Raw genomic sequence first — 17623 nt, 5'->3', positions numbered from 1 at the left:
CCCCCTGTTGCCCAGCAGAGGCGCCCGCCCGTGCCCCGGCTCACCGCTCAACTGCGGATCCGGACGACCAGGGCCTTGTGATCCACTCGCACACTCAACGCCTGCGCCTCACCGATGAGGTCCCCGTCCACCTGGAGTGGTCCGGGCCGCTGCAGCCGAACGTGGATATCGCGCCCCCGCCAGAACGTGATCGAGGACGGGCTGCCGGGCAGGTCCCGGCGGAACCCGATGCCCTGCAGTACCACCTTGCCGAACAGCGAGGCCCACCCCAGGATGCCCTGGCGGGTGTCGATCGCCGCCACGTCCAACCAGCCGTCGTTGATCTCGGCGTCCGGAAAGAGCACCATCCCCCCGGGTAGGCGCCCACAGTTGGCGAACAGCAGGGTGCGCAGCCGCAACTGGTGCCAAGGGGCGTCCCCGATCTGCATCTGCACCCGGATCTTGCGCCCGTGCAGGTGTCTCACCCCCGCCCGCCACGAAGTAGGCGAACCAGCCCATTCTGGCCTTCAGGTTGTCATCGGCCCCGGCCACCATGGCCGCATCGAACCCGATCCCACCCATCACCAGGAACAGGTGCTCACCGCGTCTGGTGAGGGCATCGGGGGGCTGCTTCTGCGCGGAGCCGGCCGGCTCGTCGTCGGCCGCCTTTGGTTCCTGGCCGCTTGCGGCGCGCACCTGCGCTGCCTCGGTGTCCCCGATCGCCCCCCTGGCCCGGGCCTCCTCGGCCGAGAGCAGTTCCCGGGGCCGGATCCACCCCACGTCCATCGGATGGTCCACGCCCGTCAGGGCCGTGTGGATCAGCGCCTGGGTGCCTTCCACCGGCAGATCCACGTTGCGGGCCAGCAGGTTCCCGGTCCCCATCGGCACCAGGCCCATCGGCACACCCGAACCGGCCAGGGCGGTCGCCACCGCGCGCACCGTGCCATCGCCCCCGGCGGCCACCACCACGCAGGCACCCTGTTCGAGTGCCTGCTCGGCCTGCCCCAGTCCGGGATCGGTGACCGTCGTGGTGAACCAGAGTGGCTCGCCCAGACCCAGTTCCCGGCAGATCTGGGTAGCGGTGGTCCGGAACCGCTCCGGGTTGGGTGTCTTGATCGGGTTCACCACGAACGCGGGCGGGCCGTCCTGGGCGTCGTCGGAACGTTCGGTCGACTCCCCCAGGGAAGGTACCTTCGCACCACGCGCCCGGATGTGCCGCAGCACGATCACCCCGACCACTACGGCCCCGAGGGCGAGCACCAGAGCGATGATGCTGACCCACTGCTCCCATGTCATAGCCGTCAACGTAGCGCCCGGGACGGGCGATAGCACTCCCGGCGGCATTAGGGTCTGAGGTGTGATTGATCTCAAGCAACTGCGTGAAGATCCCCAGACCGCCCGGGACAGCCAGATCGCCCGGCAGGCCGACCCCATGCTGGTGGACCGGGTGCTGGCCGCTGATGAACAGCGCCGCGCCCGGCTGAACGAGTTCGAGTCGCTGCGCGCAGAGCACAAGGCGCTCTCCCGCACGATCGGTCGAGCGAACCCGCAGGAGCGTCCGGCGATCCTGGCCCGCGCCAAGGAACTTGCCGAGCAGGTCAAGACCGCCGAGAACACCGCCGCGGAGGCTGCGAGCGAATTGGACCGGTTGCTCGATGATTTCGACAACATCGTCCACCCCCGGGTGCCCCCGGGTGGTGAGGCCGATTTCGTGGTCCGCTCCACCCACGGCAGCCCGCGGGACTTCACCGCCGAGGGCTTCGCGCCCAAGGACCACCTGGACCTGGGGGAGGCACTGGGTGCCATCGACACCGAGCGCGGTGCGAAAGTCTCCGGGTCCAGGTTCTACTTCCTCACCGGTGTGGGGGCGCGGCTGGAGCTGGCGATCCTGAACGCCGGGATGGACAAGGCCATCCAGGCCGGATTCACCCCGATGATTACCCCGACCCTGGTGGGGCCGGACGTGATGGCCGGCACCGGGTTCCTGGGCGATCACGCCGCCGAGGTGTACCACCTGCCGGCCGAGGACCTCTACCTGGTGGGCACCAGCGAGGTGGCCCTGGCCGGATACCACGCCGATGAGATCCTGGACCTGTCTGCCGGACCCAAGCGGTACGCCGGCTGGTCGGCGTGCTACCGGCGAGAGGCCGGTTCCTACGGTAAGGACACCCGCGGGATCATCCGGGTGCACCAGTTCCACAAGGTGGAGATGTTCACCTACACCACCCTCGATCAGGCCGAGGCCGAGCATGAACGGCTGCTGGGCTGGGAGCAGGAGATGCTGGACCTGATCGAGGTGCCGTACCGGGTGATCGACGTGGCCGCCGGGGACCTGGGTTCCTCGGCCGCTCGCAAGTTCGACTGCGAGGCGTGGCTGCCCAGCCAGCAGCGGTACCTGGAACTGACGTCCACCTCGAACTGCACCACGTTCCAGGCCCGGCGCCTGGCTGTCCGCGAACGGGGACCCAACGGGACCCGCCCGGTGGCCACCCTGAACGGCACCCTGGCGACCACCCGGTGGATCGTGGCGATCCTGGAGAACCACCAGCGCGCGGACGGTTCTGTGCACGTGCCCGAGGGGCTGCGGCCCTACCTGGGCGGGATGACCAGTTTCGACCCGGTGGCGTGAAGGTGGCGGGTATGGGCTCGCAAGCCCTCGGGCCGGTCGGTGCCGTCGGCTTCGACGGGTCCGCGGTGGCGGAGCGGCCGGCCTTCGAGAACCTGCCCGCACACCTGCCGCGAGGCTCGGACCTGCTCGTGGCCCTGGACATCGACGGCACCCTGCTCGGCCATGACGGGTCCCTGTCCGAGGGGGTGCGGGAGGCGGTGACCGACGTGGACGCCTCCGGCGCCCACGTGGTGCTGGCCACCGGCCGTTCGATCATCTCGGTGACCCCGGTGCTGGAACAACTGGGCCTGCGGCACGGCTGGGCGGTGTGCTCCAACGGAGCGGTCACGGCCCGGCTGGACCCGGGCGCGGCATCAGGGTACGAACTGGCCGAGGTGATCACCTTCGACCCCGAGCCGCCGCTGCGGACGCTGCGCGGGCACCTGCCCGACGGGCTGTTCGCGGTAGAGGACCTGGGCCAGGGGTTCAAGGTCAGTGCCCCCTTCCCCGCCGGGGAGCTGCAGGGCTCGGTGCGGGTGGTGGACTTCGAGGAACTCTGCGCGGCACCGGCGTCCCGGGTCACCCTGCGTGCCCCGGATCTTGATGTCGACCACTTCCACGAGTTGGTCGCCCGTACCGGGCTGCACGGGGTCTCCTACGCCATCGGTTGGACCGCCTGGCTGGATATCAACCCCGAGGGGGTGTCCAAGGCCAGCGCGCTGGAGCAGGTGCGGGCGCACCTGGGGGTGGCCCCCGGTGCCAGCGTTGCGGCCGGTGATGGACGCAACGACATCGAGATGCTCGGTTGGGCCGGCCTCGGGGTGGCGATGGGAGGGGCCGACGGCGACACCGTCGCGGCCGCCGACGTCACCGCCGCGGGGGGGTGAGTCAGGACGGGGTGGTGCCGCTGTTGCAGGCGGTCGCCGGTCCGGGTGGGCGCTGAGGGTCCGGGGTGCGCGCCCGGCGCTCGGCCGCGTTGCGCGCGGCCCGCCCCACCACACGGGACGTGCGGTGAGGCGGTGTTGACGGTAAGGGTTGCTCAGGCCAGCCGGGCGGCGAGCATCTGCTTGCCGAGTTCGGCGCCCTTGGTGCTGTCGGCCTGGGCCTTGCGGAAGAACTCGGCGAGTTCGTTGTCGCCGTCGCGTTCGGCGTCGGCGATGTACTGTTCCAGACGCAGGGCGTTGGACAGGCAGGCCTCGGTGAACCAGAGAAGGTTGTAGTCCTTGTCCTTGGTTCCGGTCACGTCACCGGTCTCTGGGCGGATATCCGTCATCGTGTCCTCCTCGGGTGATCGATCGACACGGGCTCTCCGTGCGGTGTGATCCACGGTAGGTCGGTCCCAGCCGATGTGCGCGTTGAGTCCGAGACCTTGCGCAGGGGCCCGAAGAGTAGAGTCGGCGGCAGGCTTAGAGGTACTGACCGGTGCCGCGGTGCTCGGAGTCCTCCGACGGCCGGTTCACCACCAGGCCCGGGGGCATCTGACCGGGAGCCACACCCGGCGGGAGCGCCTTGCGCATCTGCGACAACTGGCTCTGCGCGGCCATCTGCTGGGCCACCAGGGCGGTCTGGATGCCGTGGAAGAGCCCCTCCAGCCACCCGACCAGCTGCGCCTTCGCGATCCGCAGTTCGGCGTCGGAGGGGGTCCGATCGTGGTCGAAGGGCAGCGCGATCCGGTGTAGTTCGCCCACCAGTTCCTCACTCAGCCCGGACTCCAACTCCTTGAGCGACTGCTCGTGGATGCGGGCCAGACGGTCCCGCGCGGCCTCATCCAGGGGAGCGCTGCGTACCTCTTCGAGCAGTTGCTTGATCATCGAACCCAGGCGCATCACCTTGGCCGGTTCCTCCACCGCCGCGGTGGGGTCGGCCTTCTGGTCGCCGTCGGTCTCGGCGATGCCCAGTCCGCTGGGGCTGGTCACGACGATCCGTGGGTTGGCCTCGTCCCGGTCATCCTCGGTGGTCTCATCGTCACGCGATCCGGTGTCAGTCTCCGGGTCCCTTGCGCCATCCTGGGCGTCGGCCCGGCCGGGGTGCGCATCAGCGGCATCAGCGCCGTCATGATCCTGGGGCGAAGCGGGGTCCTGGGGCTGGTGCTGCTCGGGAGTCATGGGTCTATCATGCCAACACCCCACCCCGTGAGCGTCCCGGGTTCACTTAGCGCTGATCGAGCCGGGAATCTGAACCCGCCGTCGGAGGAGACCTCGATGCCTGAGCGGTCGATCGACCTGGCCCACCAGTTGGCTGAGCAACTGCGGTTCCACTGGGAGACGGCAGCCCGGCCCCGCCTGCACGGACTCAGTGATGCCGAGTACCTCTGGGAGCCGGTGGAGGAGATGTGGAGCGTGCGCCCGCGCGGGAGCAGTGAGGCGCCGATCCAGGGCGGCCGCGGCGACTGGGTGATCGAGTTCGCGGTGCCCGAACCCGAGCCCGCGCCGGTCACCACGATCGCCTGGCGGATGGGCCACGTGATCGTGGGGGTCTTCGGCACGCGCAACCACTCCCACTTCGCCGGTCCGCCGATGGACTACTTCGACTTCGACTTCGACTACGCCGGCACCGCGGCCGAGGCGCTGGCCCAGCTCGACCAGGTCTACGCCCACTGGATCGGGTCGGTGGCAGGTCTTGACGACGAGGCGTTGGCCCGCCCGGTGGGCGAGGCGGAGGGGCACTTCGCCGAGGAGCCCATGATCGCCCTGGTGCTGCACATCCACCGGGAGGCGATCCACCACATGGCCGAGATCGCCCTGCTGCGAGACCTGTACCTGCGTCAGGGCTGAGGCGCGCACCCGTCGGTACGGGCACGGCAGGTGCGCAGGTGGCCGGACTGTCTGCGCATGGGCCCTACAGTGATGGCCATGACCTGGTTGAACAGCGCCGCCCACGCCCGCTGGCTGGAACGTGAGTCCGACGAGCTTCTCGCCTTCGGTGCCGGTTCGATGGTGACCCAGGGATTCGGGTACCTGGACCGCGCGGGGCAGGTGATCGAGGAGCAGGGCCTGCCCTTGTGGATCACCTGCCGGATGGCGCACTCCTACTCCCTCGGGGTCCTGTTGGGCCGGCCCGGTGCGGCCACCATGGTCGATCACGGCATCAGCACGCTGGCGCAGCACTTCCACGATGACGAGCACGGTGGCTGGTTCTCCGCCGTCGGGGCCGGCGCCTCCGATGCCAAGGAGGCCTACGCACACGCGTTCGTGATCCTGGCGGGGGCCAGCGCGACGGCCGCCGGTCGACCCGGGGGCCCGGACCTGCTGGCTGAGGCACTGGGCGTCTCCGAGCAGCGCTTCTGGCGCGAGGATGAAGGCATGGTCGCTGAGTCCTGGGACCGCACCTTCACCGAGTTGGAGGACTATCGCGGCGTCAACGCCAACATGCACACCGTGGAGGCCTACGTCACCGCCGCGGACGTGACCGGGGAGGACGTCTGGCTGGCGCGTGCGATGAGGATCTGCGAGCGCGTCGTCACGGTCGCCCGGGAGCACTTCTGGCGCATCCCCGAGCACTTCACGGCCCGGTGGGAGCCGCTGCTGGAGTACAACGCCGACACCCCCGCGCACCAGTTCCGTCCCGCGGGGGCCACCGTGGGGCACTGGCTGGAATGGTCCCGTCTGGTGCTGCAGGTGCGCGCCGGCCTGCAGGCACGCGGCCAGGACGCTCCGGAGTGGATGCTGGAAGCCGCCCGGGAGCTCTTCGACGCCGCCGTGCGTGAGGGGTGGGGCGTGGACGGTGCCGACGGGTTCGTCTACACCGTGACCTTCGACGGCCGGCCGCTGGTGCGCGAGCGGATGCACTGGGTCCTCGCCGAGGGGCTCGCGGCCGCCGCGGCGCTGTACCGGGTTGATCCCGACCCACACCTGGTCCGGTGGTACCAGATGTGGTGGGAGTGTACGCGGCGATCCACCTGATCGATGAGGAGCGCGGCTCCTGGGTGCACGAACTCGATTCGGCCAACCGGCCCAGCGAGACCGTGTGGGCCGGAAAGCCCGACATCTACCATGCTCTGCAGGCCACCTTGATGCCGCGGCTACCGTTGACCCCGATGTTCGCCCCCGCACTGGCGGCCGGACTACTCGACGGCTGAGCAGACCTGGTTCACTAGGCGTCATGTCGCCGAACGATGCGATCAGCGAACCCAGCGACGTACCGGTGCTGTCCGGGGACCGCGTGGTTCTTCGTGCCTGGCGGGCACAGGATCGCGAGCACCTGACCTTCGATGAGCCGGTCAAGGCGTTCGTGGGCCCGAGCCTGCCCGGCACGGATGCGGACGGATACGCCGCGTGGCTGGCGCTGCAGGACCAGGAGTGGGCGGATCGGCGTGCGCTGTCCTGGTGTATCGCCGAGGCAGGGACCGACCTCCCGCTCGGTTGGATCTGCCTGCTCGGCATCAACCAGCCCTATCAGCACGGCTCGGCCGAGGTGGCCTACTGGGTGCTCCCGGAATCGCGCGGCAAGGGCGCACTCGGCCAGGCGCTGCGACTGGTGCGCGACTACGCCTTCGGGGCGGCGGAGTTGGGCCTGCACCGGTTGTGGGCGATGACCGACCATCGCAACCTCGCCTCCCAGGCGGTGCTGCGCAAGGCCGGGTACGTATGGTGCGGCACCGAGCGGCGCGCGATGGTGTACGAGCCCGGTGGCGGGCAGTACGACATGGTCCGTTTCGAGCTGCTCGCCGACGGCGCCGGCGTCCCGTTACAGGGCAGGCCCTACCGGCACGTGCCCACGCTGGCCGGGAGCGGGATCCGGCTGCGTCCCTGGCGTCACGCCGACGCCGGGCGAGTGGTGGAGGCGTGCACCGATCCCGAGACCCAGTTCTGGCTCCCGCTGCCCGACCCCTACACGGTGGTCGACGCCGAGACCTACATCAGCGACTGCCAGCAAGCCGAACCGGACACTCGCTGGGCCTTCTGCGTCGCCGATGCCGATGGTGATGAGTGCATCGGAGCACTGGATGTGCGGATGGAGACCCATGCCGACACGGTCCGCACCGGCGCGGTCGGGTACTGGATGCACCCGCGGGCGCGGGGGCGAGGTGCGATGACGGCGGCACTGCGGCTGGTGATCCGGTACGCCTTCACCCCCACCCGGGACGGTGGAGGGGGACTGGACCGGCTCAGCCTGCTGGCCGCCGATCCCAATGCCGCCTCACGCCGGGTGGCGACCAACGCCGGGATGCGGGAGGTGGGCCGGGACCGCTCCGTGGTGCGGCTGCGTGATGACCGGGTGGTGGACCACGTCCGGTACGACCTGCTCGCCCACGAAGTACGCAGGTAACCGAACCGATCCTGACCGGAGAACCGGGGTGCTCCACCTTGGTAACTCACTTACCTAGCCTGGGTTCACAGTTGGAAACCATTGACCAATCGGACAATCGGCGGCAGAGTGTAGGCCCCACACGGACCGATGCGAGCGCACCGCTGCGCTCCCCGAACGAAGGGCAACGATGCCAGGGCGTCATGGACAGCGAAGAAGATTGACTGCGGTGGGGGCCGGTGCCGTTACCGCGTTGGTCCTGGGATCGGCGGTGGCGATGGCCCAGCCGAACCAGGACGAGACAGACATCGACGCGATCATCGAGGGCATGACCCTGGAGCAGAAGGTCGGTCAGATGTTCGTGCCCTTCGTCTACGGCGAGGAGATCGACCAGGCCCACTCCGGCAACGAGGGTATGGCCGGTGAGGGTGTGGACACCATCGAGAAGATCATCGAGGAGTTCCACCCCGGCGGCATCATCTACTTCGGCTGGTCGGGCAACCTCAACTCGCCCGGGCAGATCGCCCAGCTCTCCCACGACATCCAGCAGACCGCCCTGGATGCCGGCGCGCCCCCACTGAGCCTGTCCATCGATCAGGAGGAGGGCGTCGTCATCCGGCTGCCCGAGCCGTCGGCCCAGATGCCCGGCTCGATGGCCCTGGGGGCGACCGGCAGCGCCGAGTACGCCCGTGAGGCGGCGGGGATCACCGCGACCGAACTGAGCGCGCTGGGGATCAACCAGAACTACGCACCGATCGCGGACGTGAACTCCAACGCGTTGAACCCGGTGATCGGGGTGCGCGCCTTCGGAGGCGACACCGAACTGGTCTCCGCCCTGAGCACCGCCCAGGTGCACGGCTTCCAGGACGACGGCGGGATCTCGGCCTCGGTGAAACACTTCCCGGGGCATGGCGACACCGACGTGGACTCCCACTACGGGGTGCCCATCATCGAGAAGTCCGAGGCGGACTTCCGTGCCGAGGACCTGCCGCCGTTCCAGGCGGCGATCGAGGCGGGCGTGGACTCGATGATGACCGCCCACATCGTGATCCCGGCTCTGGACGACTCCGGCCGCCCGGCCACACTGTCCCAGCCGATCCTGACCGGTCTGCTGCGCGACGAGATGGGCTATGACGGAGTCATCGTCACCGACTCCCTGGCCATGGACGGCGTGCAGGAGGAGTTCGGCGACGACCGGGTCCCGGTGGAGGCCATTCTGGCCGGTGCCGACCAGATGCTGATGCCCCCGGATCTGCGAGTCGCCTATGACGGCGTCATGGACGCGGTGGCCGACGGCGAGATCACCGAGGAGCGCATCGATGAGTCGGTGCGGCGCATCCTGGGGCAGAAGGAGCGCCGCGGCGTCCTGGCTGACCCGCTGCCCGATCTGGATGCCGTCGATGAGGTGATGAACGACGTCGAGCATCGTGAGCGCGCCCAGGCGATTGCCGATGATTCCATCACCCTGCTGAGCAACGACGGCGTGCTGCCACTGGATGATGGGTCGAACGTGCTGGTCACCGGCTGGGGGGACAGCGGGCGGCTGAACGTCATCGCCGATCAACTGATCCGCGACGGACACACGGTCCGGATGCTGCGCGCGAATAATCCGACGCAGGCTGTGATCGACATCATCGTCGGCGACGCCACCGATCGTGATGCCGTCGTGGTGCTGACACAGTCCACCGCGTTCGAAACCCCGCAGAACCAGCAGAATCTGGTCGCGGCCCTGTCCGAACTGGAGACCGAGGTCATCGAGGTCGCCGTACGCAACCCCTATGACAGCACCTTCACCGCGCCGACCGAGGCCGCGATGGTCTCCTACGGATACGCCCCGGTCTCGCTGCAGGCCATCGCCGATGTGGTCTCGGGCAACATCAACCCCCGTGGTGAGTTGCCCGTAGTGGTGCCGCAGGACGATGGCACCGGTGAGGTCTACCCGCTGGGCCACGGCCTGGACTACGGGACCACCGTGGTACCGCAGGAGCCGGTCTTCGAGGCCGACTCGATGACGATCCCGGAGGTGGAGGGAGTCACCTACCTGGTGAACGGTGACGTGGTCGAGCCCGGGGAGCACGCCGGTTCCGGCACAGTGACCGTGGTGGCCCAGGCTGCGGACGGCTACTTCATCGAGGGCCGCACGCAGTCCTCCTGGCAGCACGCGTTCGACGATGCCGCGCCGGTGTTCCCCCCGCCCGGGCCGGCTCCCGGGCACGCAGCCACCGTGGAACTGGGTATCGAACGGTTGCTGAACTCACCCGAGGAGACCGCGCTGCTGGAAGGTAAGCGCGTGGGGTTGATCACGAACCCCACCGGTGTGGACTCGGACCTGACCCACTCGATGGACCTGCTGATCGCCGGGCAGGAGGCAGGTGGGTACGAACTCACGGCGCTGTACGCCCCCGAACACGGCATCCTCGGTGGCGCGCCGGCCGGCGCGGACGTGGAGAGTTACGTCGACCCCCGGACCGGGTTGACGGTGTGGTCGCTGTACGGCCAGACCCAGCGCCCCACCGCGGAGATGCTCGAGGACGTCGACGTGCTGTTGTTCGACATCCAGGACATCGGGGCCCGGTTCTACACCTACATCTGGACGATGTACTACGCGATGGACGCCGCCGCGGAGTTCGACAAGGAGTTCATCGTGCTGGACCGGCCCAACCCGCTGGGCGACCGGATCGATGGCCCGGTGCTGGATCCGGCGCTGTCCTCCTTCGTGGGGCTACGGGAGATCCCGATGCAGCACGGGCTGACCGTGGGCGAACTCGCCAGCCTGTTCAACGGTGAGTTCCTCGACGACCCGGTGCAGAACCTGCACGTGGTGGAGTTGGAGGGTTATGACCCGTCCGACTTCGTCGACGGGTACAACCTGCCCTGGGTGCTGCCCTCACCGAACATCCCCACCATCGAGACCGCGTGGGTCTACGCCGGTATGGGGCTGATCGAGTCGCTGAACGCCTCCGAGGGTCGCGGCACCACCAAGCCGTTCCTGTGGGCCGGCCATGGTGACATCGACGAGGTCGGCGCCTACGCCCTGGCCGAGGACCTGAACAGCCGGGAGTTGTCGGGCGTTCACTTCCGCCCGATGTTCGCCAACCCGACCGCCAGTAAGGAGCAGGGACGGCTCTCCGGCGGGGTGGAGATCCACGTCACCGACCCCTCCACCTTCATACCGGTGCGCACCGGGTTGCACGTGCTGGAGGCGTTGTACAACACCGACGGCATCGACTGGCGCGAGGGCACCGTCTACCCCGACCAGCAGTGCAGCACCCCCGGTGACATCTGCTGGATCGACCGACTGACCGGCACCCGGGACGTGCGGATGCAATTGGAGGACGGCGTCGATCCCGATGAGATCATCGCCGGTTGGTCCGGTGAGATCGCGGCCTTCGACGCGCTGGCCGACGACTACCGCCTCTATGCCCAGGACGGGGGTGGCGAGGACCCGGGTGACGGTGACGCGAAGGAGGCTGCGGCCGCGCTGGGCGCTTCCCTGGCCGAGTACGTCGACGCCAGGGACGTGGACGGTCCGATCGTCAATCGCCTCACCAACGCGGTGGAGCAGGCGCAGGGGCACCTGGAATCCGGCCGCACCGCACCGGCGGTGGCCGCGCTCAACCGGTTCGTGCACCACCTGGAGAACCCGAACCGCCCGGACACCGTCTCCGACTCGGCCCGAGCCGACCTGGTCGGCCAAGCCGGGACGATCCTGGAGTTGCTGGAGTAACCGGGCAGGCGAGTCGGCCCTGCCGCCGGATTCGACGCAGCCCGCCACGAGCGGGCCGCGTGACCCCGATGGGGTGGTGATCCGGTGGCGGGGCCACTCGGCCGGGATGGGCGGGTGGCCTCAGCGGACGACGACGACGGGCACCGGTGCCTGGCGGATGCAGGCCGCCGCGGTCGAACCGATGAGGAAGTTCCCGATCCTGGAGAGCCCCCGGGAGCCGACCACGAGGACGTCGGCGCCGGCGGACGCGCCGATCAGTGCCTGGTCACCGCGGCCGTAGACGGTGTGGGCGTGGATCTGCAGGTCGGGATGATCGGCACCGGCGTCAGTGGCTCGCCCGAGGGTCTGTGCTTTCGTGGCCTCCTGGAACTCGAGGATCGAGGGAGTCACGCCGAACGGGAGGTCGGGTGGGCGCACCGCCGTCGGGATGGTCCACGCCCGCAGCACGTGGAGGTCTGTCCCCCTGCGCGCAGCCTCCTCGACGGCGTATTCGACAGCGCGCACTGCCGCGTCCGAGCCATCATCACCGACGAGCACGCCGCCGTTGATCTCGGCCGACGTGTGGACCCCCCTCATCGTCCAGTTCGTGCCCGGTTCGCTTGAGTCCGTCATGGTCTGATCCTATGGCGCCGGCGGTCCTTTTCGACGCCGGCCGGAGTCCGGTCGTTCCCGCAGGAACGCTGCCTCCTTGGCGGAGGGTGTGGGATTCGAACCCACGGTGAGTCTCCCCACAACGGTTTTCAAGACCGTCACATTCGGCCGCTCTGTCAACCCTCCAACGTGCGCCCACCATTGTGGCCCATCGGGGCCCGCCAGGTCGAAACCGCTTCCGGGCCGCCCTAGTGTGGGGCTTATGCGAGCAGTGGTGATCACCGAGCGCGGCGGACCGGAGGTACTGCGCGTGCAGGAGGTGGCCGACCCGCGGCCGGACCCGGGCACCGTCGTCATCGACATCGCCGCCGCAGCACTGAACCGGGCCGACCTGCTGCAGACCCGGGGCATGCACCCCCCACCATCCGGGGCTCCACCATGGCCCGGCCTGGAAGCCTCCGGCATCATCACCGCCGTGGGCCAGGGTGTGGCCGACTGGCACGTCGGCCAGCGGGTCTGTGCCCTGCTCGACGGCGGGGGATACGCCGAGCAGGTCGTGGTCCCCGTGCGCGGGCTGCTCCCGGTGCCGGACGGCGTGGACCTGGTGCAGGCGGCCGCGCTGCCGGAGGGTCTGTGCACCGTGTGGTCCAACGTGACCGGTCCGGGCGGGATGAGCGCGGCGGACCTGCAGGGCCAATGGGTGCTGGTGCACGGGGGATCAGGAGGCATCGGTTCCCTGGCGATCCAGATTCTGGCCGGGTTCGGAGCACGGGTGATCACCACCGCAGGCGGCCCGCAGCGGGCGGCCCGGTGCGGAGAACTCGGTGCGGAGGTGGTGGTGGACCACCATGCACAGGACTTCGCCGACGTGGTGCGCGAGCACACCGAGGACCGCGGGGTGCCGTTGGTCCTGGACGTCGTCGGGGCTGAGTACCTGGAGCGCAATGTGCAGGTGCTGGCCAGGCACGGTCAACTGGTGATCATCGGGTTGATGGCCGGTGGTGGCACCGCACAGATCGACCTGGCGGCACTCATGCGGTGGAAGAGCGTGCACGGAACGCTGTTGCGGGCCCGGCCACCGCAGGAGAAGGAGGCGATCGTGACGCAGGTGCGCCGCGAGGTGTGGCCTCTGGTGGAGCAGGGGCGGATCCGCCCCGTGGTGCACGCCAAGTACCCCCTCGATGAGGCGGTCCAAGCGCAGGACGCCATGGCAGCCGGTGGCGTGTTCGGCAAGATCCTGTTGGTGCCCTGACCCGGTTCCGATGCGGAGTAGGCGGACGGCGTGCCCTGAGGCACAGGTTTTGGCGCCTGCGGCGCAGCAGGGCAGGTACGCTTGCCGTTGATCTGGAGACGTCGCATAGTCTGGCCTAGTGCGCGGCCCTGCTAAGGCCGTGAAGGAGCAATCCTTCCGTGGGTTCAAATCCCACCGTCTCCGCCCATTGGGAATCTCGGCGCATCCGCCGCTCTGCCGCTACGGTGGCGAGAGATGCCTGCTTCCTTCGCGCTGATTCCGGCCTCCTACCTCTACCTGCGCCGCGGTGAGGAGGTCCTGCTGCAGCGACGAGCCAACACCGGATACATGGACGGGCACTGGGTGGCCGGGGCTGCCGGGCACCTCGAACCCGGCGAGACCGCGGTGGCCGCAGCGGTGCGCGAGGCCGAGGAGGAGATTGGCGTCCGGATCCGTCCCCAGGATCTGCGGCTGATAACCGTCATGCACCGCACCGACGGGACCGACGCCCCGATCGAGCAGCGCATCGAATGGTTCTGGACGGCCGAGTCATGGGACGGTGTGCCCGTCATCAGGGAGCCGGCCAAATGCGCCGATCTTGCCTGGTTCCCACTGACGGACCTGCCCGAACCGATACCCGGGTACGAGCGGATGGTGGTGGCCAGCCTCAGTGGCCCGCCGCTGCCGAGTGCTGTCAGTTACGGCTTTCCGGATTCCTGAAGGGCGGGCCCGCGCCGCTGCCGCCCGGCGGCGAGCAGGGCGAGACCGGTGAGGCCGATGACGACGGAGGCCAGCGCACCGAGGCCGAACCCGCCCTCCGGGCCTACCGAGGCCGCCAGTGCGCCGCCGGCGGCGGACCCGATCGCCACCCCGATCGTGACTCCGGACTGCATCGAGGTCATCGAGACGGCGATCCCGCCGGCGGGACTGCGGCGCTCGGCGATCGAGAACGCGGTCACCAGTGCGGGGCCGAGGAAGGCGCCGGTGGCCAGGAGCGCGACGGCGGTGGCGCCCAGCGCACTGGCGAATGTTGCGGCCGTGATGAAGACCGCCATTCCGGCGCCGCCGATCAGCACTCGGGTGGGCGGTCGGTCGAACCGACTCCGGCACCATCACCACCAGGAGTGCTGTGGCCGCGGAGGTCAGCCCCATCAGCGCGTAGACCAACCCCGCCTGACCGGGCACGTCGAGGAGCACCGCCCGCTCGGTGGTCCCGGCCTGCACCGCACCGAAAAACACCCCGATGCACAGCATCACCAGCACCGCCGGCGCCACCGCCCACATGATCGCCGGGATCGGGGCCACCCGCTCAGGTGCGGTGCGCACACCCGGCGCAGTTCCGTCGTCGGGCCTGCGCGGGGCGCGGGGTGTGCCGCCTTTGCGCGGCGCGGTGAGCGCGAAGGGGATCCCCGCCAGGGCCACTAGCACCGCCGCCAGGGCGATCGGCGCGGCCGGGGTGGCCGTCGAGGCAGCGATGCCCACCAGCGCCGGGCCGAGCACGAAGGTCAACTCGTCCACGGTGGACTCGTAGGAGAACGCTGCGGCCAGATCCCGTGGCCGGGTGGTCAACTGCACCCAGCGCGCTCGTGCGAAGGCACCGACCGGGATCGCGGTGGCGCCCACCCCCACGCACGCCGCCCACAGCGCCGGTCCGTCCCAGGCCCACAGCGCCACCAGTAGCAGGGCGCCCAGGGCCAGCGCGTTGATCGGGGTGAGCAGGGTGAGCACGAACCGCTGCCCGGCACGGTCGGCCCACCTCCCGATCAGTGGGGCGGCTACCGCGGTGGCGATCGCGACCAGGCCGGTCGCCAACCCGCCCGAGGCCACCGACCCGGTCGAGGCGGTGATCGCGGTCATGGTGCCCAGCGGGACCATCGCGTAGGGGGCGCGGGCCGCTACCGCCAGAGCCATCGCGGGTCCGGAGGAGATGGCGGGCAGGATTCTGAAGTGGGCCAGGGCGCCGAAGGGGGAGGAGTGCACGAGATGTGTTCCGGCTCGAAAGTCCCGCCCGAAAGCCTGCCTCGATCGGCACCGGCGTCCGCACGCGGGGGCGCGGGCGGTCATTTGCCCGAGCAGCACCACCATAGACCGTGCGGGCACGGCCTGCGGCGCCGATAGTAGGTTGGTCCGGTGCCCGCCACCTGCTCTGTCCCCACCGCTCGTGCGGGCCGATTCGCTGGGGCAGCCGCGTGAAAGCACTGCGCCGCTGGATCGACCCGTTCGTGCTGCTGCTCCTGACCGCGTTGCTGGCGGGCCTGCTCATCCCCGTACCTGAGGCCGCCCGCGCCCCGGTGAACACGATCGCGCGCACCGGGATCATGGTGTTGTTCTTCACCTACGGTCTGCGCCTGCCCACCAAGGAGGTGCTGGCGGGCTTGCGCAACCTCAGGCTGCAGGGGTCGATCCTCGGCGTCACGTTCGTGCTGTGGCCACTGGTCGGAATCGCACTGTCGTGGGCGATGGCCCCGCTGATCGGTCCGGCCCTGGCCACCGGTGTGCTGTTCCTGTCCGTGCTGCCCTCCACCGTGCAGGGGTCGGTGGCGCTGACTTCGATCGCCCGCGGCAACATCCCGGCGGCGATCTGTGCCGCCACGATCTCCAACGTGGTGGGCATGGTGGCCACGCCGCTGCTGGTGTTGGCCCTGATGGGATCGGTGGCCACCACGGGCGTGAGCGGGATGCGTTCGGTGCTGCTGCAGTTGCTGTTGCCGTTCGTGCTGGGTCAGGTGTGCTCACGCTGGCTGGGGGGCTGGATCCGCCGGCGCAAACTGCTGACGATGCTGGTGGACCGGATCGCGATCACCGTGATGTTGTTCAACGCGGTTTCGGCCGCCACCGCCCAGGGCGTGTGGAGCCAGGTGCACTGGTCGATGCTGATCACCCTGGGTGCGTTCAGCCTGGCCCTGCTGGCCGGGGTCTCGGGGCTGTTGTGGTTCGTGGGTCCGCGGATGGGCCTGGCGCTGCCCGAACGCATCGTGTTCATGCTGGGTGGTTCGCAGAAGTCGTTGGCCACGGGGTTGCCGATGGGTGCGGTGTTGTTCCCGGCGGCCACCCTGGCCACGCTCGTGGTGCCGCTGATCATGTACCACCAGCTGCAGTTGATCCTCGGGGCGGTGTTGGCACGTCACCTGTCCCGGCGGGCCGACAACGAGGCCTCCTGAGGTCAGGGGCGGCGGCGCAGGCCGTCGACGACGTAGCCCCGTCGGCGGGGCCCGCGAGGAGCAGGTGTGCAACCTCACCGCAGGGCGGATTTCCCCACCCGGGTGCTTGCAGGTATTGTGGGGCGTCGGCGGCACGCCGGCCCAGCGCCCGTAGCTTAATGGATAGAGCATCTGACTACGGATCAGAAGGTTGGGGGTTCGAGTCCCTCCGGGCGCGCATCGTTTGAGACAGCGGTCCAGAGCCCCCGTCAGGCCCAGCCTGGCGGGGGTTTTGTGTATCCGCCGTGGCCAAACGTGCCCCACCCGTCAACGCCCCCTTAGCGGACAGAGGCCGCTTCCTTTTCCGGCGTCATGCCCCACCGCGGAGGACGGCGGCATCGGTGGCCAGGGCTCGTGCTTCGGCCCCTTGGATCTCAGCGGCGCGACGTTGATAGTCCGCGATGACCGCTAGTTCTTCGGTGGAGTAGTCGCCGTTGAGTTCGGCGAGTCGGGACATCAGACCGTCGAAGAGCGCACCGATGCGTCGGGCGCCGGCGTCGGTACCGACGATGGAGACCTTGCGCCCATCGCTGGGGTGCGGCTGCCGTTGGATGAATGCCTTTTCTTCTAGCCGGTCGAGGATGTCGCTGAGGGAGTTCTTGGGCATGGCGGCGTGCTTGGCCAACTCGCCGACGGTTGCGTGCTGGTGTCTGTGGACGAGTTCGAGAACCTTCTCCTCCGTGGGTCCGAGACCGACGCGCCGAGACAGGTTCGTGTGGAACTGGATCATCGCTGTGCTGAGTTCACGGCCGGAAGCCGCCAGCACGGTGAGCACCTCATCACGGCTGGCTTCCTTCGATCTTGCCCGGTTCACGAAACCCATGCTACCTTCACGCTCGTTCGTTCGCACGACCGAACGAGGCGGAGTGTGCGGACCTTACGCCCGTCCCCACTCTTCACTGACGCAAGAACCCAAACGAGGAGGGCCCATGAAGACCCTGATCATCGGCGGCGGCATCGCAGGATCGTCACTTGCCTTCGCTCTGCGTCGCGCGGGGCGTGAGGCCGTGGTCGCTGAAGCCCGGAAGAGTCAGCGCGAT

Annotated in this window: 16 protein-coding genes, 3 tRNA genes and 2 pseudogenes; 12 read left to right on the top strand and 9 right to left on the bottom strand. The window is 69.3% G+C overall.

The window, feature by feature from the left end; genetic code table 11:
* Nucleotides 1–47 precede the first annotated feature (47 nt).
* Together ACRRRO_RS05395 and ACRRRO_RS05390 are read right to left on the bottom strand one after the other, a co-directional pair.
* Entirely contained in the window at nucleotides 48–428 is a 381-nt protein-coding gene (locus ACRRRO_RS05395; RefSeq protein WP_434081555.1) for a diacylglycerol/lipid kinase family protein, read from the bottom strand.
* Between the two features lie 385 nt (nucleotides 429–813).
* A pseudogene (locus tag ACRRRO_RS05390) lies at nucleotides 814–1275 on the bottom strand (diacylglycerol/lipid kinase family protein); the annotation flags it as partial.
* Between the two features lie 61 nt (nucleotides 1276–1336).
* Here ACRRRO_RS05390 and serS point away from each other — a divergent pair.
* Both serS and ACRRRO_RS05380 read left to right on the top strand, forming a co-directional pair.
* Nucleotides 1337–2608, top strand: coding sequence for a serine--tRNA ligase (gene serS / locus ACRRRO_RS05385; RefSeq protein WP_424797470.1), 1272 nt, complete (start codon nucleotides 1337–1339; stop codon nucleotides 2606–2608).
* Nucleotides 2609–2619: 11 nt separating this feature from the next.
* Complete coding sequence (locus ACRRRO_RS05380) at nucleotides 2620–3474, top strand: HAD family hydrolase (RefSeq protein ID WP_434081179.1); 855 nt, start codon at nucleotides 2620–2622, stop codon at nucleotides 3472–3474.
* 152 nt (nucleotides 3475–3626) lie between these two features.
* On the opposite strand, the gene ACRRRO_RS05375 is transcribed toward ACRRRO_RS05380, so the two are convergent.
* Both ACRRRO_RS05375 and ACRRRO_RS05370 read right to left on the bottom strand, forming a co-directional pair.
* The gene (locus tag ACRRRO_RS05375) at nucleotides 3627–3860 is read right to left on the bottom strand and encodes a hypothetical protein (RefSeq protein WP_424786533.1); all 234 of its coding nucleotides are present in this window, start codon (nucleotides 3858–3860) and stop codon (nucleotides 3627–3629) included.
* A gap of 133 nt (nucleotides 3861–3993) precedes the next feature.
* A complete protein-coding gene (locus tag ACRRRO_RS05370) occupies nucleotides 3994–4692 on the bottom strand; it encodes a bacterial proteasome activator family protein (protein WP_424786532.1) in 699 nt (232 codons plus the stop codon).
* A gap of 96 nt (nucleotides 4693–4788) precedes the next feature.
* Between ACRRRO_RS05370 and ACRRRO_RS05365 the strand changes: the two genes are divergently transcribed.
* The 5 genes from ACRRRO_RS05365 (at nucleotide 4789) to ACRRRO_RS05345 (ending at nucleotide 11561) form a co-directional block, all read left to right on the top strand.
* Nucleotides 4789–5361: a DinB family protein gene (locus tag ACRRRO_RS05365; RefSeq protein WP_424797471.1), complete on the top strand. Its 573-nt coding sequence runs from the start codon at nucleotides 4789–4791 to the stop codon at nucleotides 5359–5361.
* A gap of 78 nt (nucleotides 5362–5439) precedes the next feature.
* On the top strand, nucleotides 5440–6489 hold the full coding sequence (locus tag ACRRRO_RS05360) for an AGE family epimerase/isomerase (protein ID WP_434081178.1): 1050 nt from the start codon (nucleotides 5440–5442) through the stop codon (nucleotides 6487–6489).
* Nucleotides 6468–6665 (top strand): AGE family epimerase/isomerase, encoded by a 198-nt coding sequence (locus ACRRRO_RS05355; protein ID WP_434081177.1) that lies wholly within the window; start codon nucleotides 6468–6470, stop codon nucleotides 6663–6665. The genes ACRRRO_RS05360 and ACRRRO_RS05355 overlap by 22 nt, the downstream gene beginning before the upstream one ends.
* 23 nt (nucleotides 6666–6688) lie before the next feature.
* Nucleotides 6689–7855 (top strand): GNAT family N-acetyltransferase, encoded by a 1167-nt coding sequence (locus tag ACRRRO_RS05350; protein ID WP_424797473.1) that lies wholly within the window; start codon nucleotides 6689–6691, stop codon nucleotides 7853–7855.
* A gap of 208 nt (nucleotides 7856–8063) precedes the next feature.
* Nucleotides 8064–11561, top strand: coding sequence for a glycoside hydrolase family 3 N-terminal domain-containing protein (locus tag ACRRRO_RS05345; protein ID WP_434081176.1), 3498 nt, complete (start codon nucleotides 8064–8066; stop codon nucleotides 11559–11561).
* 120 nt (nucleotides 11562–11681) lie between these two features.
* On the opposite strand, the gene ACRRRO_RS05340 is transcribed toward ACRRRO_RS05345, so the two are convergent.
* Nucleotides 11682–12173, bottom strand: a complete 492-nt coding sequence (locus ACRRRO_RS05340) for a universal stress protein (RefSeq protein WP_424797475.1) — start codon at nucleotides 12171–12173, stop codon at nucleotides 11682–11684.
* Nucleotides 12174–12250: 77 nt separating this feature from the next.
* A tRNA-Ser gene (locus ACRRRO_RS05335) sits at nucleotides 12251–12338 on the bottom strand.
* A 76-nt stretch (nucleotides 12339–12414) separates the two neighbouring features.
* Between ACRRRO_RS05335 and ACRRRO_RS05330 the strand changes: the two genes are divergently transcribed.
* The 3 genes from ACRRRO_RS05330 (at nucleotide 12415) to ACRRRO_RS05320 (ending at nucleotide 14103) form a co-directional block, all read left to right on the top strand.
* Nucleotides 12415–13404, top strand: coding sequence for an NAD(P)H-quinone oxidoreductase (locus ACRRRO_RS05330; protein ID WP_424797476.1), 990 nt, complete (start codon nucleotides 12415–12417; stop codon nucleotides 13402–13404).
* A 94-nt stretch (nucleotides 13405–13498) separates the two neighbouring features.
* A tRNA-Ser gene (locus tag ACRRRO_RS05325) sits at nucleotides 13499–13587 on the top strand.
* Nucleotides 13588–13638: 51 nt separating this feature from the next.
* Nucleotides 13639–14103, top strand: coding sequence for an NUDIX hydrolase (locus ACRRRO_RS05320; protein WP_424797477.1), 465 nt, complete (start codon nucleotides 13639–13641; stop codon nucleotides 14101–14103).
* On the opposite strand, the gene ACRRRO_RS05315 is transcribed toward ACRRRO_RS05320, so the two are convergent.
* Nucleotides 14082–14459, bottom strand: a complete 378-nt coding sequence (locus ACRRRO_RS05315) for a hypothetical protein (protein WP_434081629.1) — start codon at nucleotides 14457–14459, stop codon at nucleotides 14082–14084. The two genes, ACRRRO_RS05320 and ACRRRO_RS05315, sit on opposite strands and share 22 nt — an antisense overlap.
* A 103-nt stretch (nucleotides 14460–14562) precedes the next feature.
* Nucleotides 14563–15240: pseudogene (locus ACRRRO_RS05310) on the bottom strand (MFS transporter); the annotation flags it as partial.
* A 332-nt stretch (nucleotides 15241–15572) separates the two neighbouring features.
* Between ACRRRO_RS05310 and ACRRRO_RS05305 the strand changes: the two are divergent.
* On the top strand, nucleotides 15573–16544 hold the full coding sequence (locus ACRRRO_RS05305; protein WP_424797479.1) for a bile acid:sodium symporter family protein: 972 nt from the start codon (nucleotides 15573–15575) through the stop codon (nucleotides 16542–16544).
* A 144-nt stretch (nucleotides 16545–16688) separates the two neighbouring features.
* Nucleotides 16689–16761, top strand: a tRNA-Arg gene (locus ACRRRO_RS05300).
* A gap of 132 nt (nucleotides 16762–16893) precedes the next feature.
* Here the strand turns inward: ACRRRO_RS05300 and ACRRRO_RS05295 are convergent.
* Nucleotides 16894–17406 (bottom strand): MarR family winged helix-turn-helix transcriptional regulator, encoded by a 513-nt coding sequence (locus ACRRRO_RS05295; RefSeq protein ID WP_434081175.1) that lies wholly within the window; start codon nucleotides 17404–17406, stop codon nucleotides 16894–16896.
* Nucleotides 17407–17623 lie beyond the last annotated feature (217 nt).

The sequence above is a fragment of the Sanguibacter sp. Z1732 genome, from assembly GCF_051020515.1.
GTDB lineage: Bacteria > Actinomycetota > Actinomycetes > Actinomycetales > Beutenbergiaceae > CALKWS01.
The sequence above is the reverse complement of the archived record's forward strand: the minus strand, read 5'-3'. Positions and strand labels throughout refer to the sequence as shown.

Coding starts and splice junctions, on each gene's coding strand:
- ACRRRO_RS05370 (WP_424786532.1), bottom strand. CDS start 4,692: ATGACTCCCGAGCAGCACCAGCCCCAGGACCCCGCTTCGCCCCAGGAT.
- ACRRRO_RS05330 (WP_424797476.1), top strand. CDS start 12,415: ATGCGAGCAGTGGTGATCACCGAGCGCGGCGGACCGGAGGTACTGCGC.
- ACRRRO_RS05340 (WP_424797475.1), bottom strand. CDS start 12,173: ATGACGGACTCAAGCGAACCGGGCACGAACTGGACGATGAGGGGGGTC.
- ACRRRO_RS05395 (WP_434081555.1), bottom strand. CDS start 428: ATGCAGATCGGGGACGCCCCTTGGCACCAGTTGCGGCTGCGCACCCTG.
- ACRRRO_RS05350 (WP_424797473.1), top strand. CDS start 6,689: ATGTCGCCGAACGATGCGATCAGCGAACCCAGCGACGTACCGGTGCTG.
- ACRRRO_RS05365 (WP_424797471.1), top strand. CDS start 4,789: ATGCCTGAGCGGTCGATCGACCTGGCCCACCAGTTGGCTGAGCAACTG.
- ACRRRO_RS05380 (WP_434081179.1), top strand. CDS start 2,620: ATGGGCTCGCAAGCCCTCGGGCCGGTCGGTGCCGTCGGCTTCGACGGG.
- ACRRRO_RS05375 (WP_424786533.1), bottom strand. CDS start 3,860: ATGACGGATATCCGCCCAGAGACCGGTGACGTGACCGGAACCAAGGAC.
- ACRRRO_RS05295 (WP_434081175.1), bottom strand. CDS start 17,406: ATGGGTTTCGTGAACCGGGCAAGATCGAAGGAAGCCAGCCGTGATGAG.
- ACRRRO_RS05360 (WP_434081178.1), top strand. CDS start 5,440: ATGACCTGGTTGAACAGCGCCGCCCACGCCCGCTGGCTGGAACGTGAG.
- ACRRRO_RS05320 (WP_424797477.1), top strand. CDS start 13,639: ATGCCTGCTTCCTTCGCGCTGATTCCGGCCTCCTACCTCTACCTGCGC.